At 67.9% G+C, this 12,231-nt stretch carries 9 protein-coding genes; 4 read left to right on the top strand and 5 right to left on the bottom strand.

Features of this window, described 5'->3' with window-relative positions; all coding sequences use genetic code 11:
- Nucleotides 1–189 precede the first annotated feature (189 nt).
- Together AB0B61_RS04415 and AB0B61_RS04410 are read left to right on the top strand one after the other, a co-directional pair.
- The gene (locus AB0B61_RS04415) at nucleotides 190–1,122 is read left to right on the top strand and encodes a TIGR02996 domain-containing protein (protein WP_358427852.1); all 933 of its coding nucleotides are present in this window, start codon (nucleotides 190–192) and stop codon (nucleotides 1,120–1,122) included.
- Nucleotides 1,119–3,107: a hypothetical protein gene (locus tag AB0B61_RS04410; protein WP_358427850.1), complete on the top strand. Its 1,989-nt coding sequence runs from the start codon at nucleotides 1,119–1,121 to the stop codon at nucleotides 3,105–3,107. The genes AB0B61_RS04415 and AB0B61_RS04410 overlap by 4 nt, the downstream gene beginning before the upstream one ends.
- Before the next feature lie 39 nt (nucleotides 3,108–3,146).
- Here the strand turns inward: AB0B61_RS04410 and AB0B61_RS04405 are convergent, their stop codons facing one another.
- Nucleotides 3,147–3,860, bottom strand: a complete 714-nt coding sequence (locus tag AB0B61_RS04405) for an SDR family oxidoreductase (protein WP_358427847.1) — start codon at nucleotides 3,858–3,860, stop codon at nucleotides 3,147–3,149.
- Nucleotides 3,861–4,006: 146 nt separating this feature from the next.
- Between AB0B61_RS04405 and AB0B61_RS04400 the strand changes: the two genes are divergently transcribed.
- Both AB0B61_RS04400 and AB0B61_RS04395 read left to right on the top strand, forming a co-directional pair.
- Entirely contained in the window at nucleotides 4,007–4,615 is a 609-nt protein-coding gene (locus AB0B61_RS04400) for a TetR/AcrR family transcriptional regulator (protein ID WP_358427844.1), read from the top strand.
- Nucleotides 4,616–4,836: 221 nt separating this feature from the next.
- On the top strand, nucleotides 4,837–6,291 hold the full coding sequence (locus tag AB0B61_RS04395) for a three-helix bundle dimerization domain-containing protein (protein WP_358427841.1): 1,455 nt from the start codon (nucleotides 4,837–4,839) through the stop codon (nucleotides 6,289–6,291).
- Between the two features lie 69 nt (nucleotides 6,292–6,360).
- On the opposite strand, the gene AB0B61_RS04390 is transcribed toward AB0B61_RS04395, so the two are convergent.
- From AB0B61_RS04390 to AB0B61_RS04375, 4 genes are read right to left on the bottom strand one after another with little or no spacing between them, the layout of a single operon-like run.
- Nucleotides 6,361–9,234 (bottom strand): CBM35 domain-containing protein, encoded by a 2,874-nt coding sequence (locus AB0B61_RS04390; protein WP_358427838.1) that lies wholly within the window; start codon nucleotides 9,232–9,234, stop codon nucleotides 6,361–6,363.
- A gap of 12 nt (nucleotides 9,235–9,246) precedes the next feature.
- Nucleotides 9,247–10,470, bottom strand: a complete 1,224-nt coding sequence (locus tag AB0B61_RS04385) for an extracellular solute-binding protein (RefSeq protein WP_358427835.1) — start codon at nucleotides 10,468–10,470, stop codon at nucleotides 9,247–9,249.
- A complete protein-coding gene (locus tag AB0B61_RS04380; protein ID WP_358427832.1) occupies nucleotides 10,467–11,288 on the bottom strand; it encodes a carbohydrate ABC transporter permease in 822 nt (273 codons plus the stop codon). The genes AB0B61_RS04385 and AB0B61_RS04380 overlap by 4 nt, the downstream gene beginning before the upstream one ends.
- Nucleotides 11,285–12,214 carry a sugar ABC transporter permease gene (locus AB0B61_RS04375; protein ID WP_358427829.1) on the bottom strand — a complete coding sequence of 310 codons (930 nt, stop codon included), beginning with the start codon at nucleotides 12,212–12,214 and terminating at the stop codon, nucleotides 11,285–11,287. Before AB0B61_RS04375 ends, AB0B61_RS04380 begins: the two co-directional genes overlap by 4 nt.
- Nucleotides 12,215–12,231: the final 17 nt, after the last annotated feature.

The following is a 12,231-nucleotide window of genomic DNA, read 5'->3' as shown; positions in this document are numbered from 1 at the left end:
CCTCCAACTGAGGCGAGCCTCTGACCCCGTCCGAGGACGCCAGAATGTACTCGTGCCGGTTGGGGCCGCCCACCCCAGCGATCATGTACTCGGCGCAGCAGAATACCTGCCCGCGAGGTCACTCGGGGTCCGTTTGCCGACGGCGTGGGTCGCCTTGACACATCCGCCGATCTCCGTACATTCGGACGAATGCAAGTGACCGCCGTCGAAGACGCGTTACGGGCTCATCCCGATGACATGGCCTCGTGGCGTGCCTACAGCGACTGGCTGCTGGAGCACGGCGACGCCAGAGGCACGCTGATCCGCCTTGAGCAGCGCCTGGCGCGCACCCGCCCCGCTGATCGCCCGGCCTTGGAGCGCGAGATCGCCGACCTCGTCGCGGAGCACGAGGACGGATGGGACGACGGGTTGCCGGCGACGGCGCGTGTGCTGGCGCGCCGGTACGGGTTCGCCGCGGAAGTGGCCGTCCAGTGGTCGGACGACGTCCGCGAGGCCGTGGAGCAGGTGCTGCACGGGCGGTTCGTCACCACGCTGAGGATCGCGCCGAACGCGGCGGCCGGCGAGGACGACGACTGGGACGACGACGAGGGGGACGACGACGAGGGGGACGACGACGAGGGGGAAGGCGGCCCGGCGGCCGAGCTGCGCCCTGGCACCTTGGACATGCGGCTTCTCGACGGACTGGATGTCGGGCGACTCGTCGAGCTTGACCTCTCCTATCTGGATCTCGGCCCCGACGGCGCCGAGATTCTCGCCGCCTCGCTCCGCACCGACCGGTTACGGGCGCTGGAACTGCGGTATTGCCGTATCGGCGACGCCGGTCTGGCGGCCCTCGGGGCGTCCCCGCACCTGGGCGGACTGCGCCGCCTGCGCCTGCAGCGCAACAGGGTGACCGCCGAGGGCGTGCGTTCCCTGCATCGGTTTCCGGAGCTGACCGAGCTCGACCTGCGGTACAACGACATCGGCGAGGCGGGCGCGGAAGCCCTGCTCGCCGCCCCGTTCGTCGGGTCCCTCGCGCGGCTGTGGCTGTACGGCTCCGATGTGGGCCAGGCCGGCGTGCGGAAACTGGCGCACGCCGCGAACCTTCCGTCGGGGCTGCGCAGCTTGTGGAGGTGCGTGTGAGCATCGAACTTCGGGATCGGTTCTTCGTCCTGTCGACCAGGGATGTGGCCACCGATGAGGCCGCTCGATATCGGGCGGAGGTGGACGCGACCGATGCCGAGCCGGCCGCGACGGTCGATGGATTGGACATCTCGTGGCATCCGTCGGCGCGGTTCAAGGCGGTGCGGTTCATTGATGCCGAGCGAATCGACGAGCGGGTGCGGGATCTGTTCGCCCGTCCCAGCGCGGACGCGCCGTACCTGGCGGCGGTGTTCGTGGATCCGCACGAGTTGTCGTTTCGCACGTTCGAAAACATCATCCCGCTGGACCGCCTGTTCGAGGACGTGCCGTTGGAGGCGGAACTGGCCGGGCGGGTGGAGCACACGGAGGGGGTGTTCTCGTTCTCGCTGCGGTTGCCGGCGCAGGCCCAGGCCCGGCTGGCACAGCTGGATGAGTTGAACCTGTACGTGCCGCCGCTGAATGCCGCCTCCCGGGGCGGTGAACGGTTCATCTTCCACTCGGCGCTGCTGGCCGAGGCGTTGACCGCGGCGGTGGCCGACGCGTTGCCTCCGGCGACGGCGGAGGGGTTCTCGCACGTGAACCCGGTGTTCAGGTGCAACCGGTTCGAGCCGGATGACGCGAACTTCCACCGGCATCGGGACACGCCGTACTTCGACGCGGCGCGGCGGCACATCTCCCGGCACACGGTGCTGCTGTACCTGACCGGCGGTACGGGATCGCCGGCGCTTGACCTGGTCGGCGGTGCCGCGCTCAGCGAGATCGGCGACTTCACGTGTGTGATCTTCGATCAGCGGTACGAGCACGAGGGCGCCCCCTACCGCGACGGCCGCAAGGTGTTCCTGCGTACCGAACTCATCTTCACCGCCGACGAGGTCACCGAGGCGCCGGAGATCGGTGAGCTGTTCAGCAAGGCGTGCTACCTGACCGGTGAGAGTGTGTTCGCGCCAGAGTTGGCCCGGTCGGCCGACGCGTACTACAACCAGGTGGCGGCGGCCCACTGGAGCGGCTTGGGGGGAAGCCGCAGCAGCGAGACCTTCGTGCACAAGGAGTTCCGTGGCGTGCACTTCGTGGCCAACGGCTACGACTTCTGGTTCCCCAAGACCGAGGCATTGTCGCTGGCGGAGTGCGCCGCGCTCACCCTTCTCGACTACTTCAACTGCAAGCTCGGCGACACCGCGTTCCGGGCGCTGTGCCGGACAGAGGTGATCGAGTCCGACAATGCCGGCTGGATCCCGGAGTTCCTGCGGGCCCGGCACAGCGGGTCGGCCATGACACGGGTCGACAAATCCGCGTTCTTCCCCGAGCCGGAGCGGCCCAACGGCCAGATCTGCTGCCCGTTCCACTCCGGACGCTACGACCCCACGCGCCACGACGAGATCATCGAGCTCTACACCGACGCGCAGTCCTTCGCCAAAGCGCACATCCTGCCCGCGCCGATCCTCATGCTCGGCGAGGACGTGGCCCTTGACCCAGACCGGTTCGTCATCCAGGACACCCTCATCCACGTGCTCGGCGAGGGCGCGCTCAAGCCGGTGAACTTCGCCGCCTGCTGGAACGACGAATCCATTCCCGAGGACTACGTGATCGTCGCGGCCAAGGTCGGGGTAGCGAAGTTCCTCGTCCCGCCCATCATGTACACCGAGTCCGCCGGCTGCTACCACCTCAAGTTCGACTTCTTCCGCAACTCCTGGATGGTCGACCACCGGCGGGCCACCATCCCCATCCCGAGGATCACCGACGAGGATTGGGCCGACCCAGACGAGAGGGGCGCCTGGCGCCGCTCGGTGGACAGTTCCCTCATCGATGACGAGCACCCGCTGTCGGCGAGCGACCTGTGGGACGACGAGGAGGACGACTGGGACGATGAGGACGACGCCGAGGACGACTGGGACGACGAGGACGGCACCGAGGACGATTCGGACGATGAGGACGACGCCGAGGACGATTCGGATGAGCAGGATGATGCGGACGAGAAGGACGACTGACGCGGCGAGGACCGTCGCGATGCCGCTTCCGCGCGGCTGTCAGTGGCCGGCGCTCATGCCTCCGTCTACGTGCAGGATCTCCCCGGTGACGAACGGGGCCGTCTCGAGGTAGACCACCGCGTCGGCGATGTCGCTCACCTCGCCCATCCGCCCGACCGGGTGCAGCGCGGCGAGGGTCTGGTGGATCTCGTCCGGGTGCATCGGGGTCTTGATCGTGCCCGGTGAGACGGCGTTGACGCGGACGCCGCGGGTCGCGTACTCGATGGCCAGGGACTTGGTGGCGGACTGCAGGCCGCCCTTCGTCAGCGAGGCGAGCACCGAGGGGACATGGGAGTCGGGGTTGTCGACCAGGCTGGTGGTGATGTTGACGATGTGGCCGCCGCCTTGGGCGAGCAGGTGCGGGATGGCCAGCTGGGTGATCTGGAAGAACCCGGTCAGGTTCACGCCGCTCACGGCGGCGTAGTCGTCGGCGGTGTAGTCGGTGAAGGGCTTGGCGATGAAGATCCCCGCATTGTTGACCAGGGTGTCGATACGGCCGAAGCGCTCGATGCCGGCGGCGATGACGCGCTCGGCGGTGGCGGGGTCGGCGATGTCGCCCTGGACGGTTACCACGTCGGCGTCGTCGGCGGGGGCGATCGTCCGTGAGGTCGCGACGACGCCGTAGCCGAGCTTGCGGTAGGCGGCGACGAGTCCGGCTCCGATGCCCTGCGACGCTCCGGTGATGACCGCGACCTTCTGGCTGAGGTTGCTCATGATGACCTTCCTGGTGATGCCGGACGGATTACTAGCCGACCGGTCGTCTATCAACGTAGACGACCGGTCGACAACCCGTCAAAGTGAGATGAGGCACTGCGGGGCGGAAATAGTCGACCGGTCTAGTAAAGGCGTACACTGATGGTATGGGACGAACCAGTGACGCCAAGGAGAGGATCCTCAGCGCCGCGCAGACGCTCATCGAGCTGCGTGGCTACTCCGCGCTGGGCGTGGCCGAGATCTGCAAGGCGGCGGGCGTGCCGAAAGGCAGCTTCTACTACTTCTTCAACTCCAAGGAGGAGCTCGCCCTGGCCGTCATCGACGAGCACTGGGCCGGCCAGCACGGTAACTGGGACCGTATCCTGCGCGGCGACGACCTGCCCCTCCAGCGGCTGCGGCAGCTGTTCGAGGCCACCGAAGCCGACCAGCGCGCTGGGCAGCAGAGCTGTGGCACCGTCTCGGGCTGCCTTTTCGGGAACCTGACCCTGGAGATGAGCAACCAGACGGAAGCCCTCCGCGAACGCCTGCAGCAGATCTTCGAGTCGCAGGTCGACATGGTGGAGAAGGTCATCATCGAAGCCCGGGAGCGCGGAGAGGTCACGGCCGCCGACGCCCACGAGGCCGCGCGGTCCGTCGTCGCTCAGCTTGAAGGCCAGGTGCTCTTCGCCAAGCTCTACAACAACACCCAGCGCCTCGACGCTCTGTGGACGAACTGCCTGGCCCTTCTCGGTGCCACCGCCCTCGCCCGCGGATGAACGAACATAAACATTTATGTATTTCGCCTGACTAAAAGGTTGGACAATATGAACAGGTGATTTCCGAGGGCGGCCAGGTGGCGCTTACCTGCGGGTTCTAAATAAAGACCGATGTGGTTATCAACGCGGCCGAAACTCCCTATATGGTGGGGTCTCGCACGCTCGAGCGGGCCTGATGGCCTGCCGCGAAATCTGATAATTGATATGTCGGGGAGATGTTGGTGAGCGGCGATAACCTCCGCGAGGAACAGGCGATTCGCCGGACCACCGACCACCTGGTGCAGGTCTTCGCCGGCACCCATTCCGCCGAGCACGTCGAGCGTGTGATGCAGGCGGCTTATCGCCGCTTCGACGGCCTTCCCGTCCGTGACTTCGTCCCCGTCATGGTCGAACGCATCGCTCGCGGTGAGCTGACGGCACAGGTGAAGGCGCCCGCGCCCACGGAGACCGCGCCCGCCGAGACCGCGCCTGCCAAGGCCGCACCCGCCGAGGCCGCAGCGCCCACGGCCGCAGCGCTGTCGGACAAGTCCGCGGACGTTCGGCCTGAGACCACCACAGCCGCCCGACCGGCCGCGTTGATGGCGAAAATGCCCAGCCGCAAGGTGCTGCTCCCGATCGGTCTGGCCGTCGCGGTCGTCGTGGTCGCCGCCGTGGTGGTCGTGAACCTCGGGAAGGAGGAGGCCCCGCCCCCGCCCCCGCCGCTCACGATCGTGCGTGGCGTGATCGGCTCCGAGAAGAAGGCGTTCTTCGAGGATCCGCAGGTGGTGCGGGCCTTCGCCGACAAGGGCGTGAAGGTCGAGGTCGAATCGGCCGGTTCCCGGCAGATCGCCACTTCGATGGACCTCAGCCGCTTCGACTTCGCGTTCCCGTCGAGTGCGCCGGCGGGTGAGTACATCCAGCGCAAGCGCAAGGTCAGTACGAAGTACACGCCGTTCTCCTCGCCCATGGCGATCGCGACGTTCCAGCCGATCGCCGACCTGCTCACCACGGCGGGCGTCGTGAAGCAGGGACCCGTTCCGACCTTCAACATCGGCCACTACCTCGAACTGGTCACCACGGACGCGAAGTGGGATCAGCTCACGGGCAACTCCGGCTACCGTGTCGACAAGGACATCCTGATCTCCACGACCGACCCGCGCACGTCGAACTCCGCGGCCATGTACCTGGCGATCACCAGCTATGTCGCGAACGGCGGCAAGGTCGTGCACGGCGCCACCGCGGAGAAGAACGTGCTGCCCCTGGTGACCCAGCTCTTCACCAGCCAGGGCTACACCGACAACACCTCCGAGGGCCCGTTCAACGAATATCTCACGGTGGGCATGGGCCCGTCGCCGATGGTCTGGATCTACGAGGCGCAGTTCGTCGACGCCGCCACGCGCGGGCAGATCAAGCCGGGGATGGTGCTGATGTACCCGTCGCCGACGGTGCTGTCCAAGCACACGCTGGTGCCGCTCAACGCGTCCGGCGACCGCGTCGGACGCCTGCTCAGCACCGACCCGCAGCTGCAGCGGCTCGCGGCCGAGCACGGATTCCGCTCGGCCGACGCCGCCGACTTCGCCAAGGTCGCCGCGGATCACCAGGTAAGCGTCGCGACCGACCTCATCGACGTGGTGGACATCCCCTCCTACGACACCCTTGAGCACCTGCTCGACAGCGTCGGCAAATCGTACGGCTAGCCGTTGCTTCTGGGCTTGGACCCCGGCGCGGGAGATGATCCGGCCGGGGTCGCGCCTTACTGACCGAGATCAGCTGAGAGAGATGCGGTCCAGGTCCGGGGCCGGGGTCGTGTCGTTGTGGAGCTTGATGGTGTTCGGGCCGGCCTTCAGCGTGACGGGGACGCTGACGGTGTAGAGGGTGTTGTTGCCCGCCCCGTTCACCTTCACCTCGGTCGGCGTGCCGGCGTTGACGGTCACGAAGTACGACTTGGGGCCGTTGACCGTGAAGTCGATGTACAGCGTGTACGTCCGTGCCTCGGGGACCGTGACGTCCTCGAACAGCACATACGCGTTCGGCTCGCTGCCCTGGTCCGGTCCGCCGCCGATGTTGCGGACCTTCTGGCCGCCCGAGCAGGCCGCGCAGGCGGTGATCCCGGCTTCGCCGATCTTGTTGCGGGAGTCCTCGGCCTCTCGCATGAACACCCGGTCGGCGGGGCGCGGACGCACTCCCACCTGGTTCGTGACCGTGTAGGGGCGGCCGAGCGACTGGAAGGTGGCGGTGATCGGGATGTCTGTCGCGGTCACGTCCTTTCCGGGGGGCGAGGTGAGCGTCCATGAGCCGGTCAGCGTCTGCCCGAGCCGTACGGCCGACGCCGTGATCGTCTCGCCCTGGACGGTCCAGCCCGCCGGGACGGCCGGGGCGAAGGCGACCTGGTCGAGCACGTCCTCGCTGTCCAGGCGCAGCGTGGCCGAGACCCGCAGCGACTGCTGGCCGGGGCTGACCCACTGCAGGCCGGACGGGTCGACGGTCATGGTGGTCGTGGGGGTGTAGGAGGCGGGCGGCATCGGGGCGATGGCCAGGCGGTCCACGCCCGCCTCCCCGGACAGGGTGATCGTGTTGGTGCCCGCCTTCAGGGTGACGGGCAGGGCGGTGGCGGCGGGGACGCCCTTGTTGTCGCCCGGCACCCGCGTCTGGACCGGCGCCGCGCCGTTGACGGCGACCGACAGCGTCGCGGGCGTTGCGGAGGTGTGGTCGATCCGCAAGCGGTACTCGCCCGCCGCCGGGACGCTCACATCGCGGTAGGTGAGCGTGCCGTCCCGCAGCCCGACCACCTGGGCGCCGCCCGAGCAGGCGGTGCAGGCCTCGACGCGGGCCTTGCCCGTGCGCTGTTGCCGCTCCGCCTCAAGTGGCAGGCTGTCGCGGGAGAGCGGGTACGAGTCCGCGACCTGGATCTCGTCGATCCGGAGCTTGCGGTGGAAGCGGGGCGCCTGCGCGCCCGCCCAGGTGTTGAGCACCTCGAGTTTCACGTAGCGGCCTTGCTGCTCGCCCAGGTCGAGGATCTGCATGCCGCGGGCGCTGCGCAGCGCGCCGGCCCGCACCGGCTTGTCCCACCGGCGGCCGTCGTCGCTGACGTAGACGCGGTAGTCCTTGATCCTTGCTGAGTCCTCGGGCCGCCCGAAGGTCACCCTGGCGTAGACGGGCGACCATTCGCGCTGGTTGACCGCCAGGTAGGCGATCTTCTTCCGCTTGCCGAGATCCAGCGTCACCGATACCGGCTGGTTGCCATCTGAGTCCCAATATTTCGTGAAATCACCGTCAACCAGGGCGGCGGCGGGATGCTCGGCCTGCGACGCGGACGCGGTGGCCTTGACCCCGGTGAGGAAGCCCTGGCGGCCGGCCGTCTCGACCTTGAACACCGTGTCGTAGTCGTCCCACCGCGTGACGCCGAGGATCGTCAGGTAGCCGCCGGACTGGGTGAACCGCATCCGCTCGCCCGTACGCAGGTCGCTCACCCCGGTGACGCGATAGCCGTTGTCGCGCAGCCGTACCCGGTCGGTGCTGGGCTTGGTGAGCACGTGGACGTACTGGAGCTTCCCGCCGTCGTCGCGCCGGACGGTGATCACGCCGTGCGCGCCGTCGTTCCAGAAGCCGGGCTGCAGGCCGCCGTACATGTAGCCGCCGCCCTCGGTGGCCCGAAGGGACTCCTTGATCGGCGGGACCCACGTGGACATGAAGGCGTTGAAGGCCTCCTGCTGCGGCGGGAACCTGCCGTTCACCATCGCGGTCTCCGCCATCAGCGACTTCATCGACGAGCCGGCGTTGGTGATGTACCGGCCGGTGGACAGGCGGGCGTCCACGGGGTGGTCGGCGCCGTCGTACCACCAGTCGCCGATCGTCGGGAGCTTGTAGTCCGCCTCGACCAGGCGCGGCATCGGAGTCCATGCCGCCTGCGGGTAGTCGTAGGCGGGGGTCATGCCGGTCTTCTGCTCGTTGCTGACCGTGTCCATGATCGGGGTGTCGGTGTTGTTGTTGCTCAGCAGCCAGTCCGGACGCCGTTCACGGACCTTGTCGTACAGGCCGTTCTGCTGCCAGTACTCGTTCTCGTTGTCGATCCAGAACCCCGCCAGGTCCGGATATTTCTCCATGACCTCCAGGAAAAGATCCTGGCTGTACATCCCGAAGCCGGGCCGGGTGGTGATGTCGACCTGCCGCCCCTTGTAGGCGGAGTAGGCGGCCGAGTCGAGCATCTCGACACCCGTGTTGTTGTGCCATTGCGGGTCGTCGGTCATGTAGAGCATGACCCGCACACCCTTCGCCTTCCCGGCGTTCACCAGCTCGCCGAGGAAATCGCGGCGGGTGGCGCAGCTGCCCGGGATCGCGGACGGCCAGGGGCGGGCGTAGCCCAGGGCGCTGTGGAAGGTGGCCAGGACGATGTACGAGGCGCCGAGGTCACGGGCCTGGTCGATCCAGTAGTCAGGCGTCCAGCCGCCGTCGGTGACGTCGCGTTCCCACGCGGCGCAGTCCAGGTGCCGGGGCGCGGTGAACATGCCCCAGTGCAGGAACAGGCCCGCGGTGGAGTCGCGTAACCACTGCTGGCGAGGGTGGACGACTTCGGCGTGGGCCGGTACGGCGGTGAGCAGGCCGACCAGCATCGCGAGGGCGAGGATGGCGCGCAGGCGCATGCGAATTTCTCCCTACTTGGCGACGCGCTGGATGGCGGCGACCGCGGTGGCGGCGGCGTCGCCCGGGGCGGACTGTCCGGCGAGCACGGCGCTCCACGCCTCGGCCACCGGCTTGCGCATCTGCGTCAGCTCGGTGCCGAACCCGGGCAGCAGGTACGGCACGCCGTTCTCCAGGGCCTTGTTGAACTGGGTGTAGATCGGGTCCTTCATGCCCTCGGTGTCGGCCAGGTCCTTGCGCACCGGCATGCTGCCCGCCTCCAGGGCGGCCAGTTCGCCCTCCTTGCTGAGGAACATCGCGGCCACGGCGTTGAAAGCGGCGTCCTTGTCCTTGGTGAACGCGCTGACGTGCACGTTGTCGCCGAACTGGTAGACCTTGGCCGGGGCGCTCCCGTTCGGCACGGGCACGACGCCGTACTTGAAGGAGGCGGTCTTCTTGGCGTTGCCGTACTGCCAGTTGCCGCCGAGCACGAAGGCCATGCCACCGGCGGTGAACTTCTGGAAGGCGACGTCAGGGGTCCAGGTGGCGGCGTCCCTGGGCACGTAGCCCTTCTCGGCCCAGCCGCCGACCAGCTTGAGCGAGGTCTCCAGGGCGGCGGCGTCGGGCTTGGCGTAGTCGAAGCCGTAGGCGGTGATGAAGGAGAAGGCGTTGACGTCCTGGTCGCCCTGGCCGGGCAGGCCGATGCCGACGTACTTCTTGCCGATCTTCTGCAGGGCGGCGGTCAGCTCGTCCATCGTCGTGGGCGGCGTGATGCCCAGCTCGTCGAGGATCGTCTTGTTGTACCAGAGGGCGGTCGTGTTGTTGAAGCCCTGGACGCCGTAGACCTTGCCGTCCTTCTTGATGACGTTCGCGTCGGGAATCTGCGCCTTGTCCGGGAACTTGTCGAACTGGGCGGTGATGTCGGCGATCGCGCCGGCCTTGATGAGCTGGAGCAGGTCGGCGCCGCCCTGGACGAAGACGTCGGGGCCCTGCTTGGTGGCCGCCGTGGCGATCACTTTCTGGGTGAGCTGCTCGCCGGGCACGTACACGCTGTTCAGCGGCTTGGCCGGCTTGGCCTTGGCGTAGATGTCGCCCAGGTCCTTGGTGAACTTCGCGGTGGCGGGGATGCCCTGGGCGTAGTAGTGCCAGAACGTGACCTTGTTGGCGTCGCCCGAGCCGCCGGAGCCGGAGGTGCCGCAGGCGGCGAGGGCGCACAGGGCCGCCGCGGCGGCGGCGACGCGGAGTCTTGCAGAGATCAACGAACGCTTCCCATCGTGATACCGCCGACCAGCAGGCGCTGCCCGAACAGATAGATCAATACGGTCGGGACCGAGACCAGGACGGAGACCGCCATGAGACCCGGCCAGTTCACCCCGTAGGAGGACATTTGCTGCGCCAGCAGCGCGCTCACCGGGTACTGGCCCGGGTCGTTGAGAAAGGTGATCGCGTACAGGAACTCGCCCCACGCGCCGATGAAGGTGAGGGTGGCCACGGTGGCGATCCCGTTGCGGGTGATGGGCAGCACGATCTTGACGAACCGCTGCCACCTGCTCGCGCCGTCGCTGGCGGCGGCCTCCTCGATGGCGATCGGCACGCCGGTGAAGAACGGCCGCAGCAGCAGCATGCTGAACGGGAGGTTGGTCGCGGCGATGGCGAGCGCGACGCCGTACAGGTTGCCGGTGAGGCCCCATTGGGCCAGCAGCCGGTTCAGGGGGATGAGGGTCGAGGTGGCCGGGACCATCTGCAGGATGATCAGCGCGGCCAGCCCGCCGGTCACGATGGCGCCGTTGAGCCGGGCCAGGCCGTACGAGGTGGGCACGGCGACGACCAGCACGATGACCGTGGTGGACACGGCGATGATCACGGAGTTGAGCGCGGAGGTGGCGAAGCCGCCGTTCCACACGTCGATGTAGGCCTGGAGCGTGGGCTTGAAGATGACCGCCGCCGATCCGGCGAACACGTCCTTGAGGCTCTTGAACGAGGTGGCCAGCAGCCAGTACAGCGGCAGCGCGTAGACCGCCAGCAGGAGGACGCAGCTGAGCACGGTGACCGGCGTGTTGCGCTTGGCGTCCGTCATGCCTGCTCCCTCCGGTTCATCCGCAGGTAGACGGCGCTCAGGAAGAGCACGATGACCAGCGACAACGTCGCGGTGAACGAGCCCTGGCCGAACTCGTAGAACTTGAACGCCTGCTGATAACCCAGATACGGCAGCGTGGTGGTGGAGGTGCCGGGCCCGCCGCTGGTCATCACGAAGATGAGGTCGAACGAGCGAAAGGCGTTGATCACGACGAGCACGCCGAGGATGGAGATGACCGGGCGCAGCAGCGGCAGCACGATGTGCCTGGTCACCTTCCAGCCGGCCGCGCCGTCGAGCGCGGCGGCCTCCAGCAGTTCCTGGGAGACGTCGAGCAGCGCCGCGCGCAGCACGAGCGCGCAGAACGGCACCACCATCCAGGCGTTGACCAGCCCGAGTACGACGATCGCCAGCGTGCCGTTGGCCAGCCAGGGGATCGGCTGCTCGATCAGGTGCAGCCAGAGCAGCACCGAGTTGACCGGCCCGCCCGACTCAAGCAGAAATTTCCACAGATTTCCGGCGACCACCGCCGGCAGCGTCCACACGAACACCATCGCGCCCAGCGTCACGCCGCTCAGCCGGGTACGCGGACGCAGCACCAGCGCGGCGGCGAACCCGCCGGCCAGCCCGACCACCAGCACGATCACGACGATGGCCAGCGTCTGGAGCACCACGTGACCGAACGACGGATCGTCGATCACCCGCCACATGTTGTCCAGCCCGTTGAACGGCCGCTCGCCCAGCAGGTTCTCGGCGGTCACGTCGGAGAACGCCGTACGGAACAGGTCGATGAGCGGGTAGACCGACAGCACCGCGAGGTAGATCGCGCCCGGCAGCAGGAACAGCATCGTCTTGGGACCGAACAGCGTGCTGCCCGCCCGCTGCCGCGCTCGGCGCGTCGCGACCCGGTCGGCGGCGGCCGTCACCATCGCCCGGTCCTCATCCG

It is taken from the genome of Nonomuraea sp. NPDC049158 (assembly GCF_040648335.1).
Lineage (GTDB): Bacteria > Actinomycetota > Actinomycetes > Streptosporangiales > Streptosporangiaceae > Nonomuraea.
This window is presented reverse-complemented; position numbering and strand designations above follow the sequence as displayed.